The 25,483-nt window shown below is 47.6% G+C and carries 22 protein-coding genes, 1 tRNA gene and 2 pseudogenes; 10 read left to right on the top strand and 15 right to left on the bottom strand.

The window, feature by feature from the left end; all coding sequences use genetic code 11:
- Positions 1 to 23: 23 nt before the first annotated feature.
- From KU392_RS10290 to flhD, 8 genes are all read right to left on the bottom strand, one after another.
- Positions 24 to 845, bottom strand: a complete 822-nt coding sequence (locus KU392_RS10290; protein ID WP_169294915.1) for a CheR family methyltransferase — start codon at positions 843 to 845, stop codon at positions 24 to 26.
- 2 nt (positions 846 to 847) lie between these two features.
- The gene (locus tag KU392_RS10285) at positions 848 to 1,327 is read right to left on the bottom strand and encodes a chemotaxis protein CheW (RefSeq protein WP_169294916.1); all 480 of its coding nucleotides are present in this window, start codon (positions 1,325 to 1,327) and stop codon (positions 848 to 850) included.
- Between the two features lie 2 nt (positions 1,328 to 1,329).
- Positions 1,330 to 3,516 carry a chemotaxis protein CheW gene (locus KU392_RS10280; RefSeq protein WP_217735224.1) on the bottom strand — a complete coding sequence of 729 codons (2,187 nt, stop codon included), beginning with the start codon at positions 3,514 to 3,516 and terminating at the stop codon, positions 1,330 to 1,332.
- 11 nt (positions 3,517 to 3,527) lie between these two features.
- Positions 3,528 to 5,420, bottom strand: coding sequence for a flagellar motor protein MotB (gene motB, locus KU392_RS10275; RefSeq protein WP_217735223.1), 1,893 nt, complete (start codon positions 5,418 to 5,420; stop codon positions 3,528 to 3,530).
- Positions 5,421 to 5,429: 9 nt separating this feature from the next.
- Positions 5,430 to 6,293, bottom strand: coding sequence for a flagellar motor stator protein MotA (motA, locus tag KU392_RS10270; RefSeq protein WP_169294919.1), 864 nt, complete (start codon positions 6,291 to 6,293; stop codon positions 5,430 to 5,432).
- 124 nt (positions 6,294 to 6,417) lie between these two features.
- Entirely contained in the window at positions 6,418 to 8,001 is a 1,584-nt protein-coding gene (locus KU392_RS10265) for a methyl-accepting chemotaxis protein (protein ID WP_169294920.1), read from the bottom strand.
- Positions 8,002 to 8,199: 198 nt separating this feature from the next.
- On the bottom strand, positions 8,200 to 8,802 hold the full coding sequence (flhC, locus tag KU392_RS10260) for a flagellar transcriptional regulator FlhC (RefSeq protein ID WP_343212440.1): 603 nt from the start codon (positions 8,800 to 8,802) through the stop codon (positions 8,200 to 8,202).
- Entirely contained in the window at positions 8,799 to 9,155 is a 357-nt protein-coding gene (gene flhD / locus KU392_RS10255) for a flagellar transcriptional regulator FlhD (protein WP_425514655.1), read from the bottom strand. The genes flhC and flhD overlap by 4 nt, the downstream gene beginning before the upstream one ends.
- A gap of 1,034 nt (positions 9,156 to 10,189) precedes the next feature.
- On the opposite strand from flhD, the gene KU392_RS10250 reads away from it, so the two are divergent.
- The 4 genes from KU392_RS10250 (at position 10,190) to KU392_RS10235 (ending at position 14,917) form a co-directional block, all read left to right on the top strand.
- Positions 10,190 to 11,356 (top strand): TRAP transporter substrate-binding protein, encoded by a 1,167-nt coding sequence (locus KU392_RS10250; protein WP_217735222.1) that lies wholly within the window; start codon positions 10,190 to 10,192, stop codon positions 11,354 to 11,356.
- Between the two features lie 119 nt (positions 11,357 to 11,475).
- Positions 11,476 to 12,102, top strand: coding sequence for a TRAP transporter small permease subunit (locus KU392_RS10245; protein WP_169294922.1), 627 nt, complete (start codon positions 11,476 to 11,478; stop codon positions 12,100 to 12,102).
- Positions 12,099 to 14,024, top strand: a complete 1,926-nt coding sequence (locus tag KU392_RS10240; protein ID WP_217735221.1) for a TRAP transporter large permease — start codon at positions 12,099 to 12,101, stop codon at positions 14,022 to 14,024. Before KU392_RS10245 ends, KU392_RS10240 begins: the two co-directional genes overlap by 4 nt.
- A gap of 170 nt (positions 14,025 to 14,194) precedes the next feature.
- Complete coding sequence (locus KU392_RS10235) at positions 14,195 to 14,917, top strand: hypothetical protein (RefSeq protein ID WP_217735220.1); 723 nt, start codon at positions 14,195 to 14,197, stop codon at positions 14,915 to 14,917.
- Between the two features lie 48 nt (positions 14,918 to 14,965).
- Here the strand turns inward: KU392_RS10235 and KU392_RS10230 are convergent, their stop codons facing one another.
- Positions 14,966 to 15,373 (bottom strand): PaaI family thioesterase, encoded by a 408-nt coding sequence (locus KU392_RS10230; RefSeq protein WP_169294925.1) that lies wholly within the window; start codon positions 15,371 to 15,373, stop codon positions 14,966 to 14,968.
- A gap of 304 nt (positions 15,374 to 15,677) precedes the next feature.
- On the opposite strand from KU392_RS10230, the gene KU392_RS10225 reads away from it, so the two are divergent.
- Positions 15,678 to 15,854: a hypothetical protein gene (locus KU392_RS10225; protein ID WP_217735219.1), complete on the top strand. Its 177-nt coding sequence runs from the start codon at positions 15,678 to 15,680 to the stop codon at positions 15,852 to 15,854.
- Between the two features lie 77 nt (positions 15,855 to 15,931).
- On the opposite strand, the gene KU392_RS10220 is transcribed toward KU392_RS10225, so the two are convergent.
- Positions 15,932 to 16,300, bottom strand: a complete 369-nt coding sequence (locus KU392_RS10220) for a single-stranded DNA-binding protein (protein ID WP_169294927.1) — start codon at positions 16,298 to 16,300, stop codon at positions 15,932 to 15,934.
- A gap of 509 nt (positions 16,301 to 16,809) precedes the next feature.
- Here KU392_RS10220 and KU392_RS10215 point away from each other — a divergent pair.
- The 4 genes from KU392_RS10215 (at position 16,810) to KU392_RS10200 (ending at position 20,433) form a co-directional block, all read left to right on the top strand.
- Positions 16,810 to 17,043 carry a putative hemolysin gene (locus KU392_RS10215; RefSeq protein ID WP_217735218.1) on the top strand — a complete coding sequence of 78 codons (234 nt, stop codon included), beginning with the start codon at positions 16,810 to 16,812 and terminating at the stop codon, positions 17,041 to 17,043.
- A 107-nt stretch (positions 17,044 to 17,150) separates the two neighbouring features.
- A complete protein-coding gene (locus tag KU392_RS10210; protein ID WP_217735217.1) occupies positions 17,151 to 17,387 on the top strand; it encodes a hypothetical protein in 237 nt (78 codons plus the stop codon).
- Positions 17,388 to 17,933: 546 nt separating this feature from the next.
- A complete protein-coding gene (locus KU392_RS10205; protein WP_169294930.1) occupies positions 17,934 to 19,964 on the top strand; it encodes a DUF2849 domain-containing protein in 2,031 nt (676 codons plus the stop codon).
- Positions 19,948 to 20,433, top strand: coding sequence for a DUF934 domain-containing protein (locus KU392_RS10200; protein ID WP_169294931.1), 486 nt, complete (start codon positions 19,948 to 19,950; stop codon positions 20,431 to 20,433). The genes KU392_RS10205 and KU392_RS10200 overlap by 17 nt, the downstream gene beginning before the upstream one ends.
- A 149-nt stretch (positions 20,434 to 20,582) precedes the next feature.
- Here the strand turns inward: KU392_RS10200 and KU392_RS10195 are convergent.
- Positions 20,583 to 20,960 (bottom strand): annotated as a pseudogene (locus tag KU392_RS10195) (integrase core domain-containing protein); the annotation flags it as partial.
- Between KU392_RS10195 and KU392_RS14315 the strand changes: the two are divergent.
- The gene (locus tag KU392_RS14315; RefSeq protein ID WP_246587433.1) at positions 20,871 to 21,062 is read left to right on the top strand and encodes an integrase core domain-containing protein; all 192 of its coding nucleotides are present in this window, start codon (positions 20,871 to 20,873) and stop codon (positions 21,060 to 21,062) included. The pseudogene KU392_RS10195 and the gene KU392_RS14315 sit on opposite strands and share 90 nt — an antisense overlap.
- Before the next feature lie 39 nt (positions 21,063 to 21,101).
- Here the strand turns inward: KU392_RS14315 and KU392_RS10185 are convergent.
- From KU392_RS10185 to KU392_RS10170, 4 genes and pseudogenes are all read right to left on the bottom strand, one after another.
- A pseudogene (locus KU392_RS10185) lies at positions 21,102 to 21,275 on the bottom strand (Arm DNA-binding domain-containing protein); the annotation flags it as partial.
- Positions 21,276 to 21,451: 176 nt separating this feature from the next.
- Positions 21,452 to 21,528 (bottom strand) — tRNA-Val (locus tag KU392_RS10180).
- A 299-nt stretch (positions 21,529 to 21,827) separates the two neighbouring features.
- Entirely contained in the window at positions 21,828 to 24,095 is a 2,268-nt protein-coding gene (locus KU392_RS10175) for a UvrD-helicase domain-containing protein (RefSeq protein WP_169294932.1), read from the bottom strand.
- The gene (locus KU392_RS10170) at positions 24,092 to 25,294 is read right to left on the bottom strand and encodes a DesA family fatty acid desaturase (protein ID WP_217735214.1); all 1,203 of its coding nucleotides are present in this window, start codon (positions 25,292 to 25,294) and stop codon (positions 24,092 to 24,094) included. Before KU392_RS10170 ends, KU392_RS10175 begins: the two co-directional genes overlap by 4 nt.
- Between the last annotated feature and the right edge of the window lie 189 nt (positions 25,295 to 25,483).

The following is a 25,483-nucleotide window of genomic DNA, read 5'->3' as shown; positions in this document are numbered from 1 at the left end:
TCATATTTCTTCTTGCTTTAAAACTAACGATTATTGCGCTGGTATACAGTTTGTCCCAACAGGGTGAACTGATCTGTGGTCGATGCCAGGGTTTCTGAATGGCCAATAAACAATAAGCCACCCGGCTTCATTGAACGCGCAAAATTTGCCACCAGACGCACCTGTGTCTCGTGATCAAAATAAATCATGGTATTGCGACAGAAAACCACATCAAACATGGCAGGCTTTGGCCATGAAAACGACATCAGGTTCAATTCGGAAAACTCTATTCTGTCGCATAAGGCCGGTTTGACTTTAGCCTTGCCTTCAAATTTATTATTGCCTTTGAGAAAATGCCTGCGCAGGCGTTCTTCGGAAATTCCCGTTAATTTGTCAATACTGTAAATGCCTGCCTTGGCCCTTTGAATTGCCTGACCATCAATGTCTGTGGCCACAATCCTGGGGCAAGGCGTCTGCTCACCCACTATTTCATTTAACACCATGGCAATGGAATAGGGTTCTTCTCCGGTAGAGCAGGAAGCACACCATATGGCACAATTGGTGCGGTGTTTTTCTATGTACTTGGCCAGAATTTCAAAATGATGCGGCTCCCGGAAAAACGCAGTATGGTTAATGGTAAAGCAATTGATAAACGCTGGCCAACCGGAATGATCCTTGTTGTTCCCCAGGGAATCCAGAAAATCGTCAATGGTCACAAAACCATACTCTTTGCGCAAACCCTCAAGCAACCTTTCGCTTGATTTCATCTTGTGCTCGCCCACGATGATACCGCTTCTGTCATGAAGCATTTTCAAGGCACGCTTATAACTAGTCTCTGTCCAGGCCGATCGAGTCAGGGCATCCATGGTTACGTCTCATGGTTAAGGTCACTTAAGGTCCAGTGTTCATGATCAATCAGTTTTTCAACATCCACGATTTGCAATAACTGGTCTTTGTAAGTGGTCAAACCAATTAAATAAGGGGCAGGATTATTCACACTGGGAGGTGGCTCGATCGTGTTTTTGGCTATCAGCTCCACATTTGACACACTGTCCACCACAATACCCACAATACGGTCAGACAATCCCAGAATAATCACCACGGTTTGCGGAGTGTACTCGACTTCGCGGACTTTCAGTTTGATACGAAGATCTATGATGGGAATAATTTGCCCACGCAAGTTGATCAAGCCCTGTATATACGAAGGCATATGTGCCACGCGTGTCACATTTACCGGCTGATACTCTCTGATTTCCTGGACTTTCAGAATATCAATGGCAAACTCCTGGCCATCGACACAAAACACCAGACAGTGATAATTCAGCTCATCTTTTTTTTCCTGGCTCATGCTTAAACTCTCTCTTGTTGTAGTACGGGGCTATTGAATCCCGCACCGTAAGGCATCAATCCAAACTTGTTTTGCTCAAGAATGGCAGCCGCATCCAGAATCAGGGCAACACTGCCATCGCCCAAAATGGTGGCCCCGGACACACCCGGTACCCGTTTGAAATGCGTTTCAAGGTTTTTGACCACGATTTGATGCTGGCCCAGCAACTGGTCAACCGCCAGCGCATACCGGCTTTTGCCCACCTGCAAAACAGCAATAATGGATTTTTGCAAATCACGCTCTGTATGTGGAATCGAAAACACTTCCCACAAATTAATAATGGGCAAATGCTCTCCCCGCAATAACAGCAAGGCCTTGTTTTCCTCAAGAATACGGATCTGGTCGCTGGCAGGTTGCAGACATTCAACAATATGGCTCAGAGGAAGCACAAATCGCTCTTTACCTGATTGCACGGTCATGCCATCCATAATGGCCAGCGTCAGGGGCAGCGAAATCCGGATGGTTGTGCCCTTGCCCTTTTCGGACTCGATCTGCGTCAGGCCACCCAGTTCCTGGATATTACGCTTGACGACATCCATACCGACTCCACGACCGGACACATCCGTCACTTTTTCCGCAGTAGAAAACCCGGCTTCGAAAATAAGCATGAAGGCCTGATCATCGGTCATGTTATGCGAGGCGGGCAGACCTTTTTCAATCGCTTTGTTAATTAACTTTTCACGATCCATGCCTGCGCCATCATCGATTACCTCGATGATGATGCGGCCACCCTGGTGTTGCGCACTGATGGTAATTTTCCCCACGGGGTCTTTATCGCACGCAATCCGTTTTTCAGGCATTTCAATGCCATGGTCAAGACTGTTGCGAATCAAGTGGGTCAAGGGATCGATCATGCGCTCGATCAGGCCTTTGTCCAGCTCGGTGCCACCGCCCTTGGTAATCAGTTCGATTTGCTTGCCCAGTTTGCTCGCGGTCTCCCGCACCAGCCGTGGGAAACGTCCGAACGCATAATCCATGGGCATCATACGCAAAGCCATGATTGCTTCCTGAAGGGTCCTCAAGGCACTGCCCATATGCTCGATATCCTGTATCAGGGAAGCATGTGCAATCGGATCCAGTGACTGGTTGGCCTGCATCAGAATGGATTGGTTAATTACCATTTCACCCACCTGATTGACCAGCTGATCCACTTTCTGGATGGGTACACGAATCGTGCCGCTTTCTTTGCTGGCCGCTGCGGCTTTGGGCACCGCCTGTTTTACCGGTGCCTCACTAACGGTTTTTGCCGTCAGGATGGGTGCCGGAGCAGTCGTGGACACCGCGACAGGCGAAGACGACGAAGTTGCCGTGGCCAGTGCTGGAGCGGGTGCTGGAGTTACCGCCAGCTGTTCCGGAGCCTTTATGGAAGGCTGTTGTGCAACAGGCTTGTCTTCTTCCACTTTAATTTGTGACTCATCAATCACAAAGCAACATACGGCAATAATGTCCTCGGGCGGCAAGGCAGAACTTAACCAGTAATAATGCTCATTGCCCGAACTGGATTGCCGGATATGGGTTCCCATGATGCCCAATTCATTATGCAAGGACAAACGGTCTTTTTCCGACACATCCATCAAGGTGACCTTAAGCAGTTTTTCCCCTTCAGGGATGACAACTTCCGGCGTGGCTTCCGATGTCGTTTCAGGCTCTGCCACCGGTGTTTTTGACTGCGTACTCTTTTCAATACCCGACTCAGCCTGCTCTGGCACAGACGAAGTATCAGTTTGTGCCAGGACCGGTTTTGCCTCGGCAGACTTGCCTTCGCCCAGTTGCTGCAACATGACCAGCAATTCATGTGCGCTTTCGCTGCTAGGTTCACGTTGTTCCCGATAAGCCTGCACCAGGTCCCACAACACATCTTTGGCTTTTAGAAAAACACTGATCGCCTCATGCGTCAGGGGCATTTTCCCGTTGCGCACCAGGTCAAGGATATTTTCCAGCTTGTGCGTTGTGCTGACCAGATCATCAAAAACCCCAAAAGCGGCAGCCCCCCCCTTGATGGAATGGGCACAACGAAAAATCGCATTCAGTGATTCGTGATCAGGGGATTCTGGATCCAGGGACAGCAGGGTCTGCTCCATACCCTGGAGAAGCTCTTGGGCCTCATCAAAAAACGTATCATGAAACTCACTTAAATCTGGGCTGCTCATATACCTGTCTGTCACTGATAAAAATTGTTGTGAAGAATACTCCTGAGATCAATTTCCGTCTCAACCGCTTTGGTCGATGGACCTGGTTTGGCCGTGTCGGAGGAATTCCCGGAGCCGCTTTTACTCACAGACGAAACCTTGTTACCCGGGTTTACCTTTGCTGGAGGCATTCCCTGCTTTGCGATGATTCCCACCTTACCGACACCATCATCGACTTCCTGATTGACGCTTTTGACAGGAGCCGCTTTTTTTGCCGGTGCGGCTTTCTTGGCTGGTACGGCTTTCTTCACCGATTCTGCTTTCTTCACCGGCTCTGTTTTTTTAGCCGGGGCCGCTTTCATGGCGGGCTCTACTTTCTGCGTTGAAGCCGATTTCTTCCCGGAAGCCGCTGTCTTGTCAGAAGCATTGTTGGTTGAAGGAGTTGTCTTCGCTGGCACTGCTGGTTTATCTGAAGCGGGCGAATTTTCAAATGCCTTGTCTACATTAACGGCAGGATTTTCAATTTCCTTGGCTTCCCGGGAAAAATTCCGGTTTTTATTTTGTGACACCGGCGATGTGGTTGAAACCTGCTCTGGCAGCGATGAAGGAGGAATGGCTGCCGTTGCGGTTCCCACTAAAGACCCGACAACCGTATCTGCCGTCTGCCACAAAAGACTGTCCTGTTTACTGGCAGGAGATGGCATGATTTTTTCAATATCATAACCACTGTCACCCAAGCCCTGAACCAGCTGAACCACTGTCTCAGGCTGAGGTTGAGGTTGAGGTTGAAGTTGAAGTTTAGGCTGATCGACCTCTGTCTGACTGGGCCCTGACTGAGCAGCAACCAACGGCATAGCAGCCTCCTCCTGGCGCACTGACACCACGCTTTGAGGCGGCACGGGCAGATGACGGGGCGATAATTCAGGGGTCTTTTCTGGTGCCGTGACCAGGGTGGCGGAATTAACCGAAGGAGAAAGACTTTGCACGTTACCCAGGGACGATTTCTCAGGAATGCTGGTATTTTCTTTTTCCTGTTTCAGCCTGGCATCCAGATCTTCCTGCTTCAGAGCCGGCGATGCATTCATTTTATCAAGCACCTGCTCTGCCCTATGATTGAGCACCACAATGCTGATACGCCGGTTGATGGGTGAATACGGATCATCCTTGACCAGGTTGATGGTTGAAGACAGGCCCAATATCCGTCTGATCTTGCTTTCAGACAGACCATTATTCACCAGTGCCTGCCGGGCAGAGTTCGCCCTGTCGGCAGACAGCTCCCAATTACTATAGGCATGTTCACCAGTGACATATTGCGTGGCATCGGTATGACCGCTGATGGATATCCCATTAGGCATATCATTAAGCAATGGAGCCAGCTCTTTAAGGATATAAACCATTTCGGGGTTAAGCCGTGCACTGCCGGTGGCAAACATGGGCTGTTGCTGGTTGTCCAGAATTTGAATACGCAAACCCTCTGGCGTCATGTCCATAAGCATCTGCGGCTTGAAATTTTTCAGGGTCGGATTATTCTCAATTTGCAAATCGACACTGCGTTTCAGGTTTTCCAGACGTTCGCTATCTTCACTTTGCTCACTACGGTTAACCTGCGGAATCAAGGCCCCAATATCCGGCAAATTGCTTTGGTTGGGAATGGGAGATGCTGTACCCCCGCCTGGAATCACGTTTCTGCTGGCTTGCTTATGAGGATCACCCGTGACAGCTGAAATCAGCGGCCGCCTGAAATAATCGGCCAGATCTTTAAGTTCGCTTTTGGGCACCAGCGACAGAATCCACATCACCAGAAAAAAAGCCATCATGGCAGTCATGAAGTCTGCGTAAGCAATCTTCCATGATCCACCCGAATGCCCTTCATCATGTGAAGGGCGTTTTTTCCGGACGACTATACGTGGGGCATTACCTGACATACTGTATGTTTACTTGGCTGACTTGGATAATTGAACCTGTTCATCAAGCTCCGCAAATGAGGGACGAACGGAAGAGAACAGGACTTTACGGCCAAACTCGACCGCGACAGCCGGCAAATAGCCGTGCATATAGGCAAGCAACGTCACCTTGATACACTCTAATGTCTTGACGCTTTCATTGTTACGGCGCTCAATCGCATCAGCCACCGGGTAAACAAAGCCATAAGCCATCAAAATACCCAAAAAGGTACCCACCATTGCCTTGGAGATCAGGTCACCCAAAATGGCGGGGGGCTGGTCAATGGAGGCCAGTGCTTTAACAACGCCCAAAACGGCAGCCACAATCCCAAATGCAGGAAGAGCGTCCCCTACGGCTTTGAGACCTTTGACCGGGACGTTCATTTCATGGCGACACGTGTCAATTTCTTCATCCATGAGCTGCTCAAGCTCAAAGGCACTCATGTTACTGCTAATAATCATCCTGAAATAGTCACAGATGAAATTCAGCACCCTTTTATCTTCAAGCACCATGGGAAACTGACTGAAAATATCACTTTCCTCGGGTGCCTCGATATGAGATTCAATGACGTTTTTACCTTCGCTTTTAGCTTTTCGGGTAATGACAAAAAGGCATGCAAGAATTTCCAGATACAACGCCTTGTCATATTTGTTTTTTCTGAAAAGCCGCACCAGGCTATTACCCAATTGCTTGATGGAGCGCATGTTGTTGGCCGCCACATAAGCACCCAGTGCCGCACCACCAATCAGAACCAGCTCGAGCGGCTGAAAAAGGGCGCTAAGGTGCCCCCCCATTCCGACATAGGCCCCAAACACACAAATTAATACAATACCGTATCCAATGACGACTAACACGCTAGCCCCTTACCCGTATCCGAAGACACCAAAACTGACCAAAATACCATTTTACGGGCAGGGCGTACAGGCCATTGAATAGAACAGCCCGCAAAAACCGGCTTACTTCTGCATTTAGCCGCTCTTAACCCTGCATATTGTTGAGCACGCCAATGGACTGCTTCAGTTCCTGTGCCTGCTGACCCAACTCAACGGAGGTCTGCGACAGGACCTGAACCATGGCCGAATTCTGGTGTACGGCATGATCCATCTGATTGACGGCCAGGTTGATTTGTTGCAGCCCGCTGGACTGTTCAACCGAAGCAGTGGAAATTTCAGCCATGATATTGACCATCCCCTGCACCGAATCCATGATTTCCTTCATCACACTGCCCGCCTCTTCTGCCAGACGGGAGCTTTGTGTGACATCCTCTACCGAAGCCAGAACCAGTGCCTTGATTTCCTTGGCGGCATCTGAGCTTTTTTGCGATAAATTACGCACCTCGGCAGCCACCACCCCAAACCCGCGTCCAGCCTCACCGGCACGCGCAGATTCGACACTGGCATTAATCGCCAGGAGATTGGTCTGAAATGCGATATCTTCAATAATTTTGACAATGCTTTCAATTTTTCTTGAGCTGTCGTTCATTTCTTCCATTGAACGCACGACCTGATTGACTTTGTCACTACCATTTTCCGCCACCCGCAAGCCTTCCAGGGCAATCGAGTTGGCCGAACGCGCATTCTCGGCATTCTGCTTGACAGTGACCGTCAGCTCTTCAAGGCTGGCTGCGGTTTCCTGCAACGAGGCCGCCTGATCTTCCGTTTGCATGGCCAGCGTCTGGCTGTTTTTCTGCAATGCAGTCACAATTCTTGAGTTTGCATCCGCCCCAACCATGACCTCACCACTGATGCCAATAAGCGCCTTGCGCATCATATCCAGGTAGTAATACAGCTCACCCATCTCGTTTTTGGGAATGGAATTGACGTTATTGTTCAGGTTGCCAGCAGAAATCTGGCGGATAATATCGGCAGCACCATCAATGGGCTGTTTGATATCCCTGGCCATTTTCAGAGACAGCAACACAATGGATAAAACAAACAAGGCCATGATTCCGAAGAGGGTCGGGTTACCACCCGGCAATTGGGTTTGGGTGGCAACCAGCCATGTCGGGAACAACATGCCTATGACAGACAACATGGCTGCCCGCATCAGGCCAGGTGCAAATCCTTTCTGTAAAATGCGGCCTGCCCCGGCAAAGATACGACGGATTCCCAAGGGCACTTTGCGCCCCTGTTTGATCGTATAGGGTATTTTCTCGCCATTGTTGATCTGCCTGTACAGGGCTTCGGCCTTGGCAATACTCTCGGGATCCGCCTTGACCCTGACCGAAGCATAGCCTGTTACCTCACTACCCTGAAAAATAGGCGTCACGTTGGCCAGAACCCAGTAAAAGCCACCATCCTTGCGACGGTTTTTAACCAGCCCCGTCCAGGGCTTTTTGCTTTGCACGCTTTCCCACAAATCCTGGAATGCCAGCTCGGGCATATCCGGGTGACGAATAATATTATGCGGCTTGCCTATCAACTCTTCCCGGGTAAAGCCACTTATTTCAACAAAAGCCGGATTACAGTAAGTGATACGCCCTTTTAAATCGGTTTTGGAAATGAGGTACTGGTCATCCTGGACTAAAGTTTCAATATCGTTAACAGGCAAATTCTTACGCATGATTTGGGCAATCCATTCAGGCTGTTTATGTCAGCCAACAATTGTTAATAGTTTTCGGTGCTGCATGTTCATTAACGTCAATAAATGACATTAATTTAATTTTTTTAAAAAACAGGGCCGCACCCCTGCCCCCTTGAACGACACTGCAACCAAGGCAAAGGCAAGCCACCAAGACGGGGCCGACAGACAGAAGATCGACTAAAACTTGCCGTAATAAGAAGCGGTTGCCTGTTTGTTAAGCATGCCCACAATTCTGGCTGGCGGCTTGCACATGACACAGACAAAACCACTTTCCAACTCATGCTTGTGGGTAACAAAAGCCGTACTGCACTGTGAGCAGGTGGACATTTGCATTAAATCGCTTTTAAAGAATCGAACCAGCATCCAGGCGCGGGTAAAACTCAACACCGGCTCGTTGCTTTGTTCATCCCAAGATCGTTGTACCTCATCATGTTCAAGATAAAGCGTATAGGCTTCAATAATCGCCTGTATCCCCTGGGTATCAGTATGACTGACCAGATTAAGATAAATGCTGTAAAACAGGGTTGCATGAATATTCTGGTAAAAAGACATGAACCAGTCGGTGGAGTATGGCAACATACCCTTGGGCGGAGAGCGGTGATGAATCTCATGATAGAGCCGGGACAGCCGATCACTGCTTAAATCGGTTTCCGCCTCGAGCACTTGCAAGCGAGCACCCAGCTGTATCATCTGGCTGGCCAGCGAGATATCCATGCCATCTTTAAGAACACTTTTTGGTTTTGCCTTGGGTTTTGCCTTGGCTTTCACCTTTTCGCTCACCGAGATGCCTCCTGCATAACACGATCAGGCTCCTGCTGTGCCAGCATCATGGAGGCCTGTACCTGCTTAAGGGTACCGTTCATACCATCTTTAGTAAGAGCTCCCAGCAATGCAATATCATTCAGGCGGAACCCGCAAATAAGGGAGTTTGAAGATGCCAACGACAATACCTGCGAAGTGCTTAAATCCATCAACAACTCGGCGACCTCCCTGCCAAGTCCCAAACGGTACATTCCTTTGGAAAAATCATCTCGCAACATGCGTTGAGCCAACAGTAAATAAGACAAGTTAACTTCTCTTAACTCATTCACCAGGTTGGTGTCCTGCATAAAGGGAGACTGGCCAATACTCATCATTCGTAGTCACTTATTAAATTTATTCGGAAACACAAGCAAAGTCATAACCGCATCGTTGATTATAGTCTTGCCAATTTACAAATTACTTGCACGCTTCTGAACTCATTGTTAACAAACCAGATAAACAAAAAGTTAATTAACAAAGCTTCCATCATAAAAAAGAATTGTTATTTTTTTATGAATCCTGCGGTAAACCCTAGATGACAAAATAATAAATTTGTGTTTTATTAATTGTCTTGACCACCGAATTATGCCTGCTTAATACAAAAAAACAAGAATGGCTTTATAAAAATCGTGTTGTTATAGTCAATTAAGTAACGTTTCTCGCCCTCAAAAAACACCCTAATTAATAATAATTACTCCAATAATGAAAATTTGAGATTATTTAAAAATCTGTGTTTTTAGGATCCAGATCTTTAGCAAATGAAAAAATGAATTATATGAAAATATTTTTTACAAAAATAAAAACATCAAAATTTACATTTCCTGAAATTCAAGTGAATTATTATGTTACAAATTTGAGCACTATTTTGTTGTTTTAAAAATAAATATCTTTTATTCAAATCATTTGATTAGAATGTTTTTTGATAAAAATCCCATGATTTCTATTACCATCAATCACAATAGCCACATTCCCCACACGCCTACATCCTTCTAAATTCCACATTGTGAAATTATGACCAGTTATTTCAGCACCATACAAAATGGCACTTTCTTGATATAGATCAATGCAAAATAATTGTAAGTAAAATAGCACACAAAATGTAAATTCACATCAAGTTCAAAACACGATTATCAAGAACATTATTTTGAGTGTCATCTGGCATTCCCACGCAGAGCATGGCAATGCATACGCACAATTTAAAAAGCATAAAATTTGCATTTAAATATGGGCACTTACACTTAGTCCATAGATCTTGACAATGAATAATAGAGTGCGTATAAATTTAGTTGGAGTCGCAGTCTGTAGCACAACAAACATAATCACTATCAGGTATCACCAGTTGTATCAGCCACATAGGAGACAAACCATGGCTAATAACAGTCCTGCAAAAAAACCTTCCGCACCCCCACCACAAACCGAATCACGCCGTAAATTCCTGGGCACGGCGGCAGCCGGTACGGCCGCTGCCGTAGGCATGGGTTTCCCGGCCATTGTCAGTGCACAAACCCCCACCAGTTTCCGCTTTCAAAGCACTTGGCCAACTGTGGATATTTTCCACGAATACGCCCTTGATTTTGCAAAAAAAATCAATGACATGACAGGTGGAGAGCTTAGAATCGAAGTCCTTCCGGCCGGTGCGGTTGTACCCGCCTTTGCCTTGCTGGACGCCGTTTCAAAAGGGACCCTGGATGGCGGCCATGGCGTTCTTGGTTATAGTTATGGAAAACAAAATGCGCTTGCCCTGTTTTCTTCCGGACCCGCCTATGGCATGGATGCCAATATGTTGCTTGCCTGGTTTAAATATGGTGGCGGTAAAGAATTACTGGTCAAGCTGTATGACTCTATTGGTGGCAATGTCGTTTCCTTCCTGAGCGGCCCAATGCCAACACAGCCACTGGGCTGGTTCAAAAAGCCCATTGCCAAAGCAGAAGACCTGAAAGGTCTGAAATTCCGCACCAACGGTCTGGCCATTGACCTGTTTACCGCCATGGGAGCTGCCGTTAATGCCCTGCCGGGTGGTGAAATCGTACCCGCCCTTGATCGCGGGCTGTTGGATGGCGCTGAATTCAACAACGCTTCTTCCGACCGTTTGCTTGGCTTCCCCGATGTTTCAAAGGTATGTATGCTGCAAAGCTTTCACCAGCCCTCCGAAACCTTTGAGATCACCTTCAATAAAGATAAATATAATGCACTGCCAGACAAAATGAAGGCCATTATAGAAAACGCGGTAGAAGCCGCTTCGGCCGATATGTCCTGGAAAGCCATAGACCGTTATTCACAAGATTACGTCAAACTGAAAGCCGAAGACAATGTCAAGTTCTACAAAACGCCAGACGCCATTCTTCAGCAGCAATTAACCACCTGGGACGATATTGTCGCCAAAAAAGCGGAAAGCAATCCCCTGTTCAAGGAAATTGAGGAATCACAACGGGCATTTGCTGAGCGGGCGGTCAGTTGGGACATGGACACCAACAATAACCGACGCATGGCCTATAACCATTATTTTGCCCGGCCTGCCGCCAAGAAATCTTAAAGCCGGGGCTTACGCACTTTTTTGTAAACGTCTTACCCGTTTACAGCCCTTCGTGTCACTTTCATTCTTGTCAAGAGTGAAAGTGACATCCATGGATCAATACTGCCAGGCGAATTCGTATGCGAAAAATATTGCGCTTTATTGATAAAGTCAACACATTAATTGGCCAACTATTCAGTTGGTGCGCCCTTATCCTCACGCTTTTTGTTACCTACGAAGTTTTTTCACGCTATGCATTGCATCAACCCCATGCCTGGGCATTTGATGTCATGAACATGCTATACGGTGCACTATTCATGATGGCCGGTGCTTATACGCTAGGCAAAAACGGACATGTGCGCGGTGACGTACTGTATGGTTTTTTTCCGGTTCGTTTGCAGGCCAGCCTGGATCTTATCCTTTATTTTCTTTTTTTCTTTCCCGGCATTATTGCCCTGGTTTGGGCAGGTTACAACTACGCCTCCGAATCGTGGGTGATCAATGAACACTCCACCATTACGGCCGATGGCCCTCCTATCTATCCATTCAAGGCCATTATTCCCATTGCCGGTTTTGCCTTGTTTTTGCAAGGATTTGTGGAAGTCGTCAGATGCATCATGTGCCTGAAAAAGGGGCAATGGCCATCACGGAACATTGATGTGGAAGAGGTTGATGTTGATAAGCTGAAAAACATGGTTCATGTTTCAACGCAAGACATTATTCAAGCAGATGAATACATAACAGATAAAAACAGGAATCAACCATGAAAAAAGAAGCCTGGTTCGGACTTACCATATTATTTGGCATTATTATCACCTTGGTTATTTTCATGCCCGCCCCGGCGGATATCACTAATGGGCATATGGGCTTGCTCATGCTGGCCCTGATTGTTGTGGCCATTATGCTGGGGTTCCCCACTGCTTTCACCCTGATGGGCATGGGTGTTGGCTTTACCCTGTATGCTTATCAGGATATGGGCACGCGTCTTGCCGTGGAACAAACGCTGGACCTGATGGTTCTGCGTACTTACGCCGTTATGACCAATGATGTCCTCATTGCCGTGCCTTTATTCATTTTCATGGGGTACCTGGTTGAACGCGCCAACCTGATTGAAAAACTTTTCAAAAGCATGCATCTGGTCATGGCTCGCATACCCGGCTCTTTGGCGGTTGCCACCATTATTACCTGTGCGGTTTTTGCCACGGCCACCGGCATTGTTGGCGCAGTGGTAACTTTAATGGGTTTGCTAGCCTTGCCGGCCATGCTGAAATCCGGTTATGACGTTAAACTTTCTGCCGGTGCCATTACCGCTGGCGGATGCCTGGGCATCATGATTCCGCCTTCGGTACTGTTAATTGTGTATGGCGCTGTTGCGGGCGTATCAGTAGTCAAGCTGTATGCCGCCGCCTTTTTTCCTGGCATTATGCTGGCCGTGCTTTATGTTGTTTACGTCATCATCATGGCCAAACTCAACCCCAAGCTGGCTCCTCCTTTGTCCGAGGAAGAAAGACGCGTTTCCCTGCCCGATTTTGCCGAAAACATTAAAAATTCCATCAGCAACAAAGCCCTGCCGGGCCTGTTAAGTGCCCTTAAGGGCAAGCGCAATGTTGACATACCGGCAAAGTCCCTGCTGTATCAGCTTTTCATCACTTTATTGCCCGCCATCGTTTTCTTTGGTGCCATGGGTATCACCTATACAATAGTCACCGCCTCTGCACCACAACAAACCAATGAATTGCAAGAAATGGGATTTGGCTCCTTTGATACCCTGTCTGACAGTTACGGCAGTGGCCTGGCTGAGCCCCCTGGCGCGGGTGGGCTGGCTGAGCCACCCGGTGCCCTGAATGAGCCCCCCGGGGCAGAGCCAATGGCACAAGCCACCGCAGAAGAGGTTACCACCACTGAAACCTTAATCGCTGACGAACTGGGCAGAACCAGCGCCCCCATGACTTTCTGGATTATTTTCTTTGCCGCTCTGGTCATGCTGTTTATCTTTTATGCATTTTTTACCTTTGCCCGGCTGGAAATTTTCAAAATGCTCCTGGCCTCCTTCTTCCCACTGGCCATTCTTATCCTGGCTGTCTTGGGCAGCATTGTGTTTGGCTTTGCCACACCATCCGAAGCGGCTGCCATGGGGGCATTTGGCGGGTTATTGCTGGCCTTTGCCTACCGGCGACTGAATATGTCCATGCTCAAGGAGTCCATGTACCTGACGGCAAAAACCAGCGCAATGGTATGCTGGCTCTTTGTGGGTTCCAGTATTTTCTCTGCCGCTTTTGCCCTGCTCGGTGGCCAGGAAATTATCAACGCCTGGGTATTGTCAATGGATTTAACCCCCATTGAGTTCATGATCATGGCGCAAATTGTCATTTTCCTGCTGGGCTGGCCACTTGAGTGGACGGAGATTATTGTGATCTTCATGCCCATCTTCCTGCCTTTGCTGGCTCATTACAATATCGATCCACTGTTTTTTGGCATTCTGGTTGCCCTCAACCTGCAAACCGCTTTCCTTTCACCCCCAGTGGCCATGTCCGCCTTTTACCTGAAAGGCGTGGCGCCACCACATGTGACCCTGAACCAGATATTTCTTGGCATGCTACCGTTTATGGGAATTCAGATTTTTGCACTCATTCTGCTTTATGTATTCCCGCAAATTGGTTTGTGGCTGCCCGAGGTTTTATACAAATAAACCGTCCTACTCCCAAACTGCCTTGATACCGCCTTTACGGCGGTATTTATTTTTTTGTACACCATCAACTCACGACTTAAATATCCGCAATTGCCCGCAGGAATCCTGAAACAGGTATATCCATCTGCCGCATAACTTGTATAATTGCCGCATTAACAGAAAGGATACTGATGAAGCAAACCATCACAGAAGTTGACAACATGGAAAACGAAGCGTTATTTTGTCCGGTAGCCACCACTACCTTCATTAAAAACATTAGTGATGACATTTATCCTTTGCTGGAGCTCGCCTCCAATGAACCGGATAGCGCTGCAACCCCTTTGCTCAAATCCATTACGGTTTTACTTTGTAACTACTGGAAAGCCTTTTATTTCAACCTGGGCCAGGAAGCACTTGTCCAGCTGGTCGATACCATCCCTTCATCCGCACACCTGCCCCTGCCCATAAAGCAAGCTATTGCCCGAGACATTCTGGACAACAAAGATAAACTGGCGATTTGGTCACTGGCCGATGATCAATGGCGTGATCATGTTGCCAATTACTTCAATTACGAAGTATCCAATAGAATATTCAACACCTATCCAGCTGGCACCCGACAACTGGATCATTACTTTCAACAATTAACCGGGATCGAACAGATTTCCAGTTTCTGGCACTGGGAAAAAGATGAATATCCCTTTCTCCATTCTGCCTGTTCAGTTGAACAAGCCTGTGACATTCATGAACAACTCATGCTATTGCCCGAAGAAATAAGCAATCAGGAAGACCTTGCTTACCTAAACTACCATACCGTATGCGAATATTACGCCCACACTCTGGGTCTTGCCATCAAAACCCAAACAGCCATCAAAGCACTGCTTGACGTCCATCACTCTGACAGACCGGATACCTGATCATCCTCAGCGGGCTTTACCGGATCAATGAGAGTGACCCCGACTTGGTTACTCCTGAGCCGGAATGGCATAAGTACCCACCGCATGCGCCACAGCCTGCTCACCCCCTTCTGAGTAAATAAAAACATCACCCATCGCCAGCGTTCTGCCCAACTTGATAAGTCGGCACTCGGCAATCAGGTCTTTATCGGGTGCCGGCTTTCTTAGAAAAGACATATTCAGATTAGTGGTAACGGCCAACGGAACAATCCCGATTTCACCCAAAATGGCAACATACAAGGCAACATCGGCCACGGTCATTAACGAAGGCCCTGATACGGTGCCACCTGGCCGCAGATCTTCATAACTGACCGGCCATTTTATCCTGGAAAATCGTTCACCAACGCTTTCCACAATGCATTTATTCTGTGGAAAATCATTTTTCAGGAAAGTGATAATTTCTTCTTTTGAAGCCACGCTGTTATCTCCTGTATTTTTATATCCATTCAAGCACATGAATACCAAGGGTTTCCGGACTTTCAGATGAAAATGTCAAATATCATTAATATTAATGACATCAATAATGAATACCCGGAAATTTGATTTACATTCTTGCTTATTGACTTAAGCTCGGATTTGAGGTTTTCACAAATCATATCAAGGCCTCATATTTCATTGATGCAACGCGAAACCCCCCCCCAAGAAAATGACATTTACACCCAAAGAAAACATCATCACATATTTTAATTTCAAGATAAATGTTCCAGAGGGCTACAAATATTTGGCCATTGATAAAAATGGTACCTTGTTTGCTTATCTTAATAAGCCCACCTGGAATAAAGCAACCACTTCCTGGGTGCCCAACCTGCTCAGCAACCAGCTGATGGAGTTTCTGGAAGTTGGTATTTTTCAATCCAGTCGCATCGCGCCCGAATACAGTTTGGTGAAAATTGCCTAAACGCCTGCCCTGTCTTTCCATTTACGCCCGGTACATGAGCTCTTTCTTTATCTTGAAAAAAATATCAAGACACTCGATTATTCATTATCAAAATCATCATTGAAATCTTCCTGCCGGGCTTGATTTCTGATGCCTTGCACTTCATCCCGTTTCTTTTTTATGTGATACACCGACAGGACTGCATGGGCAACCATATCCAGAACAGGCCTGGGACCATCCTGAGAATCCCATACCCGTGGTGTTAGAGAACCAGCCACCGAAACGCTGTCCCCATCCTGCAAGGCCAGCAACTGCGTGCAGGCTTGCTGGTTAAAACAAATAATATTTACAAATATTGTGTCCTGTTCAGTGGTCGCCCGTACCTTGGCCGTCACATATGAACCATTCTTACCCTGCCCCTGCCTGGGCTGCCCGAATATTTTTCCGGTGATCAATCCATCAATCATTTTCTGATTCCATCTTGCTGAATAAATTTATCATTATCACAAAAAGTGCTTATGCGATCATTGTGAAACTTGTGCATTGATCATACCTGTTTATTCACTTGTGTTTTCTGTCTTACCTGAAATAAAAAGATATAAACCCCAATCATTTCAAAATAAAACAACTCCCAAATAAAACTTTAAATTTCGATGCTTTTTCTTGTTTAATACCTCTATGAGCTTGATTTATATCAATATAAAAAACACATAAACACACTTAGAATAGAGGCTACACCGTAGTCGGCTAACACCGATATTTTTAAGCGGACCATGATTTTTCATGTGTCCGTTCTTTTTATCCTGGCTTACCTCTTCATTCCACCTCCTGAAATCTTTACTTACCATTAAAACTTCCCTATTATTTCCATATATCGGTTCCTCTTCCTGGTCATCCCGTTTTTCTTCACCAGGATTTTTCGAAACAGTGCGGTATCTGACCATGCATCGGGCGGGCCTGCACCAAGAAATACATTATGAAAATCACACGATATCTTGTTTTAGGTGTACTGACGCTTTCCGCCTGTGCCTCCAGCCTACCCGTTGAAATGGCTAACCCCGCTTCAATGTTGTGCCAACAAAAAGGTGGCAAAGTAATTATCAAACAAGGAACAAATGCCCAATACGGAATCTGTCAATTTCCAGACGGGACAGAAGTTGACGAATGGGAGTTTTACCGTCAACACTACCAGGTTACCAAAACCCCCTGAAGCATAATAAACACCCCCATCAAGTGGCCTCCGGTCACACTTGATATACACTGCTTATTAACCTGCCGTTATATGGCAGATTTCACACTTTTATGAGGCAATACTCTATGACACGTTATATCTCCTACGAAAACATGGACGGCATGACTGAAAAACTGACACTGGATCCAAGTGATCCTGTGCCGCAAAATATTCTTGAAATCAAAAAACTGCTAATAAAAAAGCTCGAAATTGATCCCACCGACCAAACCGCGGCGTCCCCCAAAACCCCTGAAGAACTAATTGATGAAGTCTTGGATAACGCCAATATTCCAGTATCAACCATCAAACTGGTTATTAATTGAATAAGTCCTGCCACATTCCCCCTCTAAGCCTTACAGATTAGGTGGTGGTTCCTCCTGACAAAAGCCTTACTTCGCGCCAGTTGTCTTACTGGCGCACTAAGCTCTCTTCCTTTACCCAGCCAGCCTTTCATGCGTATTTTTTCGGCATAAAAAACAACAATCGGCAACCTTGAATCAGCCCCCTTGTCCATCTGCCGAATCCCCCGCCCTGTCGCAAAGCCCGTTAATTCTTATTTATAGCAAACAAGTCTTTCTTTATGATTTATTTTTATATAAAGACTATAGAGAAAGTCAGAAAAAGCGTATAGAGTATAAATAAAATTTTTATCCTTTATTAGATAGTATGAATTTTAATTATATGCATAACAATTATTTATATATAACTGTTTCTTATAACATTAAAGTTCATCACACCTTTCAACGATCGGACTGATGCCTCCCATTTTCCTTTATACATTGAACACAAACGAAAACTGAACATCTTCCCGTGGTTTTTATGATGAATATGGGTATTGCAATAATATGTAGTGCTCAAGGAGTTTATAAATGAGCAATACGGCTGAATTGACACTTTTCTCGGCAAACCGCCTGCATGATGGAATTGTTGTCTGGCTGGGACAAAACAATGAGTGGGTGCAGGATTTGCAGTCAGCCTCATTATTCAATCAGGAAAACATAGCGGCCGCGCGCGATGCCGCACAACAGGCCAGCGACCATAATTTCATTGTTGGTGTGCAGGAGTTACCCGCCACCCGCGAAAACGATATCCCCGTACCCTGTGATTACAAAGAACGTATCCGCAGCAAAGGCCCCTCCGTTCGGCCCGATCTGGGCAAGCAGTCCGGCAATGGCGAAAACGGTAACCCTGCCTTCAGCCAAACCCTTCAACCGCGTCAGGCCAACAGCAAGGCGGGCATTTACCAATATGATGACAATGAACATGCCTTCCTGAAAAACCGTGCCCGTTTTTTTAGTGAGCAAGTTCAACGCCGTTTAAGCGGTGAGCTGAACGAAGATGAATTCAAAACCTACCGTTTGATGAACGGTCTGTATTTGCAGCTTCATGCCTACATGCTCCGGGTAGCCATCCCTTATGGCACACTAAGTGCCGAACAATTAAAACAACTGGCTTATGTGGCTCGCACCTACGACAAGGGTTATGGCCATTTCACCACTCGTCAGAACATACAGCTTAACTGGATACGGCTGGATCAGGCGGCCGATGCCTTATCCGCCCTGGCCGATGTCGACTTGCATGCCATCCAGACCAGCGGCAATTGCATCCGCAACGTCACCACCGACCAGTTTGCCGGTGCGGCTTTTGATGAAGATATCGATCCTCGTGTGTATGCGGAAATCCTGCGCCAGTGGTCTACCGATCATCCTGAATTCACCTATTTGCCCCGCAAGTTCAAGATTGCCATCACTGGCAGTGCCAATGACAGAGCCGCTATCCGGCTGCATGACATTGGCTTGCGTGTCCTGAAAAACGAGGCTGGCGAAATCGGTTTTGAAGTCCACGCCGGTGGCGGCCTGGGCAGAACACCTATTGTGGCCACCAAGGTAAGATCATGGTTACCACAGCAAGATCTGATTAAATATGTTGAAGCGATTGTCCGTGTTTACAATGCCCTGGGACGTCGTGACAACCTGTACAAGGCACGCATCAAAATCCTGATCCGGGAACTGAAGCCAGAAAACTTCATCCGCATGATCGAAGAGGAATTTGAGGCCCTGCCTGATGACCGGCCATTGGTCAGCGATGAGCTGGTTGCGCATTTCAATGCCCGCTTTGTGGTGCCGTCCTTCGAAACAGGCAGCAACAGTTTCCCCGTATTCGAGGCATCACTGGCCAACAATCCGGCCTTTGCCCGCTGGGTTAAACAAAACACCCATCCGCACAAGCAATCCGCCTATCTCAGCGCGGTGATCTCCCTGAAACCACAGGGCGGTATCCCTGGCGATCTGACGGCTGATGAAATGGACCTGGTTGCCAATCTGGCTGAAAAATATTCACTGAATGAAATCAGGGTAACGCACGAACAAAATCTGGTTCTGCCACATGTAAAAAAAGAAGATCTTTTTGAAGTTTGGCAAACACTGCTCAGTGCCAATCTGGCCACCGACAATATCGGCCTGATTACCGACATGATTGCCTGCCCGGGCATGGACTACTGCAGCCTGGCCAACGCCCGCTCTATTCCAGTTGCCCAGGAAATTGCGATCATGGTTCATAAAAAGAAAATTGAACACGATCTGGGCGAACTTACCCTTAATATCTCTGGTTGTATCAATGCATGCGCCCACCATCATATTGCCAATATTGGCATTTTGGGTGTGGACAAAAACGGCCAGGAATTCTACCAAATCACGTTAGGTGGCTCTGCCGATGAAAATGCAGTGGTTGGCAAAATCCTGGGCTCTTCCGTCACTTTTGAAGACGTTCCTGTGGTTATCGAAGAAATCATGAATATTTATCTGCGTGAACGCCGCAACAACGATGAAACTTTCCTGCAGACCTATCACCGTATTGGCGCTGCACCCTTTAAGGAGGCACTAAATGTTGCTGGTAAATAAATTTGGAAAACACACCCAGGACGAATGGCAATATATCGGTGCTGAAGATGCGCTTCCCACCGAGGGCAGTATTGTCATTACACTGGACAGATGGGCTGAAATTGCAAACCAGCCGGTTCGCAAAGGAATTTGGTTAAACCCCGGCAATAATGCGGCCGACATTGCTGCGCTCTTGCCACAGGTGGAACTGGTTCTGATTGATTTTCCTAAATTCAGGGATGGTCGCGGCTTTACACAAGCCAAACTGATTCGCGAACGCTATCAATTTAAAGGTGATATACGAGCCGGTGGCCATGTTTTGCCTGACCAGTTTACCGCCATGCTTACCTGCGGATTCAGTAGCGCCAAAGTGGCAAAAACCTTCCCTGAAGCGCGCTGGGTGCAAGCCGCTCAGCTGGCGGAATCGCGTAAAGCCAGCACGGCACCAGGCAACCTGTTGAACAGGTTGGTTGGCGCTTATGGCTCATAGGATAAAACTGCGCCAGGGAAATTTTTATTAAACAGGCAGCGGTTGGGTTCAATTACCTTCCGTCCCGCCTAAATCAAAGAAGGCTTGCACATTGCTGCAAGCCTTTTTACTGCCGGTGTTTGTCAAGGTAGTTGTCACTGTTTTTTGTCTTAAGCAGCTTGTTGCATCTTCATCTCTTTTTCAGGGTTCAACGTGACAGGTCCAATCGGCTCACAATTTCTGACTGGGCGTGTTCCCCAGCGTGAGGGGTTACGCAGCTTGGCCTGCTCCAGTATTGCCTGGCGTTGAGCCAGTAATGCAGTGTCTTTACCGTTATGCCGTTGCTGGGGCGTCACGAAGTTGAGTTTGCTATGACGATGCTCGGTGTTGTACCAGCTGACAAAGCGCTCAACCCATTGCCGTGCCTCATGCAGCGAAGCAAACCCAGATGATGGCCACTGTGGACGGTATTTCAGCACCCTGAACAGGGACTCCACAAATGCATTGTCATTACTGACACGGGGACGACTGTAGGAAGGCAAGACGCCAGTCGTATCATTGCTGACTGGATTTTATTCTATAACACTCAGCGCCCACATCAGGCGTTGAAAATGAAAACACCTGCTGAAGCTTATGCATTAGCAGCCTAATTTGAGCAGAAACTGCTGGGTCATTACAGTTCTTCCAAATGCAGGATAAACACCAACCGCTAAAGTTTTACGCTTTCCTAAAAAACGATAATCAAAGCGCCAATATTTTGAGCCACTGGGATTAACCAGTAAGTAAAGGCCACCGGCATCACCCATCTTGTAAGGCTTTTCTTCGGGCTTTGCATTCTTTATTTTGGTATCAGTCAGTGCCATTGGGGATATCTCCATCAGGGGGTATCAGATCATGCCCCCAAATGTACCCCCATAAGGGGGTATCTTCAAGTACCTTTTTGTCTTAACTTATACCCCGTCCAGACAACAAAAAACCCCGTAAATGCTTGATTTATCGGGGTCTTGTCTTATGTTTTCCTCGCTTGTCTTTAAGCATTTGGTAGGCGGTACTGGAGTCGAACCAGCGACCTCTACGATGTCAACGTAGCGCTCTAACCAACTGAGCTAACCGCCTGCAAGAAAGAATATAATTATAGGTATCAACCAAAATTCTGTCAAGTCCCAGCGACAGAGCAATTAATCACCCAGTCATTTATTTGGAAATTGTTGTTTTTTGGCTGCTATACCCCACACCAACATCCATGACTCCGTACACCTCTACTTTGGAGCGATTTAATGAGGTGTCTCCGGAACCAGAGGCACAACCTGCCAAAAGCCCTAATAAACAACATGATAGCAATAGGGTTCTCTTCATTTTCCACCTTCGTTTGATGAAGGGGTCTATAAAAACCCCTGTAAATTTTGACATATCGATCAGGCAATAATTTCCAACTTGGCAATACCCAATGCCAGGGTTTTGGCCCCCGCGTTCTGGAAAATGATTTGAGCCTGGGCATCACTACCTTGACCACTCAAGTTAATAATGGTTCCATCACCAAACTTGGCGTGACGCACACCTTGGCCAACCTTGAATTGTTGTTGTCCAACCTGCACCCCACTGCTTACGGCGCGCGGTGCACGAGGTGACAGAATCCCGCTTTCCGGACGCCCAAAAGCATCACGCTGGCGGGATTGCCCACCTGCCCAGCCATTCTGGCTTGCAGCGTAAGTGGCAACCTTGGGGGTTAACCATTTAATGCAGGCTTCAGGCAGTTCATCCAGAAAACGGGAGCGGATGGAATAACGGGTTTGTCCATGCAGCATTCGACTTTGCGCCATACTGATATACAAGCGTTCCCGGGCACGGGTGATGGCCACATACATCAGACGACGCTCTTCCTCAAGCCCGCCATCGGCCAGCAGGCTGTTTTCATGGGGAAACAGCCCTTCTTCCACACCGGTAATAAACACCACATCAAACTCAAGGCCTTTGGCAGCATGAATCGTCATGAGCTGGATGGCATCTTCCCCGGCCTTGGCCTGGTTATCGCCGGCTTCCAGGGAAGCATGGGACAAAAACGCCGCCAACGGAGAAATGGCTTCCTGGAACATGATGTCCGGATCAACGGAAGCCGGAGGCTCTACCGCCTTGCCGGCCGGCATGCCTTCGTAATTTTCTTCAAGCGAAAATACGGTTGCCGCATTGATCAATTCACTCAGGTTTTCCAGGCGTTCCGCCCCCTCACGCTCTTTTTCGTAGTGCTGTTTTAATCCTGAGGTTTCAATAACGTGCTGCACCAGTTCGGGTAAGGTGACGGTTTTCCCTACCTCTGCCATTTGCTTGATCAGCTGCACAAACGAGGCAAGATTGCTTCCGCCTTTTCCGGAAACTGCGCCAATGGCATGTGCCATGCTGCAACCAATCTGACGTGCCGCATCAGTCAGGTTTTCAAGGGTACGGGCACCAATACCGCGCGTGGGAAAGTTGACGACCCGCATGAAAGACGTATCGTCACCCAAATTGGACACCAGGCGCAGGTAGGCCAGCACATGCTTGATTTCCTGACGCTCGAAAAAACGCAAGCCACCATAAACTTTATAGGGAATACGGGCAGAAAACAGCGCATGCTCTATGGTACGCGACTGGGCATTGCTGCGATACAGAATGGCAATATCACTTCTGGCCCGCCCTTCGTTAAGCAGCGCCTTGATCTCTTCCAGCAGCCATTGCGATTCTTGCAAATCGGTTGGCTGCTCTATGATGCGCAAGGGCTCACCGGCACCGCGATCGGTCCACAGGTTTTTACCCATGCGATCATTATTGTGTTCAATCAAGGCATTGGCCGCATCCAGGATGTTGCCATAAGAGCGGTAATTTTGCTCTAAGCGGATAATATTGCCTTTGGCGTAATCACGCTCAAAGGCGGCCATATTGCCCACATTGGCCCCCCGAAATGCGTAGATTGACTGATCATCATCACCCACGGCAAACAGGGAAGCCTGCTGGCCGGCAAGCAGACACAGCCACTTGTACTGCAAATCATTGGTGTCCTGGAATTCGTCCACCAGAATATGTCTGAAGCGACGCTGGTAATGCTCGCGAACGAGCGCATTTCTGCTTAGCAATTCGTAGGCACGCAACAGCAATTCGGCAAAATCAACAACACCTTCACGCTGGCACTGTTCCTGGTACAACTGGTAAATATCCACCATCCGCTGGCGATGTGCATCCCATACCTCCATGGTTTCAGGACGTTCGCCCTTTTCTTTGGCGCCGTTAATGAAACGCTGCACGTCTTTGGCCGGAAATTTTTCGTCATCAATGTTGGCGGTTTTTATAAGGCGCTTGATGGCCGACAGCTGATCGGCCATATCAAGGATCTGGAAACCCTGGGGCAGACCCGCATCACGGTAATGGGCACGCAAAAGACGATTGCACAGACCATGAAAAGTCCCAATCCACATGCCACGGGCATCGATGGGCAACATGCCCGTTAAACGGGCAAGCATTTCCTTGGCGGCTTTATTGGTAAAGGTAACCGCCAGCAAACCATAAGGCGAAACCTGTCCCGTTTGAATGAGCCAGGCCATACGTGTGGTCAGAACCTTGGTTTTACCACTTCCTGCACCCGCCAGAACCAGCGCGTACTGCGCTGAAGAGGTGACCGCAGTACGCTGTTCGGGGTTGAGCTGATCGATCATGCCGCGTAACGTTGCAGGCGCAAGGCAAATTGCTCAAGACTCTTGATGCCACTTTGCCGGGCCTGCTGACACCAGACCTGCAGGTCTTGCAACAGTTGTTCACTGCTTGCCGTAGAGCTTGCCCAGACACGGGTAAGTTCATCACGCATATTAACCAGGGTTGCCAGGACTTTATTTTGGGACAGTGCCTGCTCAAGCTCTTCTTTTTCGGTTGGTTTCAGGGACTGCTCTGCCTGCGTAATGCGATCGGCCACCGTTTTCAGCAACGCTGCCTGCTGGGCACTAAGGCTATCCTTGACGCCTTTCAGACGATCAATTTCAGCCTGAGCCGTTTTCTTGAGTAAATCGGCATAGCGGGTCATGATTTCATAACGATGTGTAATGACACCCTGCAAGGTTTTTTCAGTGACCTGAGTGGATTTCTCAAGTTTGAGTTTGGGGGCCACTTTACGCACCTTGGCCAGGCCCAGATAAGTCATTAATTTGATATAAAGCCAGCCAACATCAAACTCATACCACTTGCTGGAGAACTTGGCTGATGTGCCATAAGCGTGGTGATTATTATGCAGTTCTTCGCCCCCGATCAGAATACCAATCGGGAACAGATTTGTACTGGTGTCGGGACTGGAGAAATTCCGATAGCCGATATAATGCCCCAAACCGTTTACCACACCGGCCGCCCAGAACGGGATCCAAGCCATTTGCACGGCCCAGACCGTTAAACCGGCGGCACCGAACAGCAGCACATCAACAATCAGGGTCAACATAATGCCCAGCCCAGGATGACGGGAGTAAACATTACGCTCCAGCCAGTCATTGGGGGTTCCATGACCATAACGTTTCAGGGTTTCCTGGTTGGCGGCTTCCTCGCGATACAATTCCGCGCCTTTCCACATGACCTTTTCTATGCCATAAACCATAGGTGAATGCGGATCACCTTCTTTTTCACACTTTGCATGGTGTTTGCGGTGAATGGCCACCCACTCTTTGGTTACCATGCCAGTAGTTAGCCATAGCCAAAGGCGGAAGAAATGGGCAATGGCCGGGTGAAGATCCAGACCGCGGTGAGCCTGGCTGCGATGCAGGAAAACGGTTACCGACACAATAGTAATGTGCGTAAGAACCAGTGTCACAAGAACAAGTTGCCACCAGGACAACTGCAACAAGCCACCCGCCACAAAATCAAGAATACTATCCATAAACCTTATCAGGTCTCCTAAAAAAACAATTATTTCACTGCTTCGGGTTGGAGTGACAAACAAAATAAAAGTTCGGCTCCAGCCCTGTTTACTTGCTTCAACAGATTACCATTGACAGTGAAAACAATATAAACATTTAAATCTATCCAATCAATTGAGAAATTAAATAACAGATTGATTTGATTAACG

It is taken from the genome of Advenella alkanexedens (assembly GCF_019132845.1).
GTDB classification, from domain to species: domain Bacteria; phylum Pseudomonadota; class Gammaproteobacteria; order Burkholderiales; family Burkholderiaceae_B; genus Advenella; species Advenella alkanexedens.
Note: the sequence above shows the minus strand (reverse complement) of the source record. Positions and strands in the feature narration are given on the sequence as shown.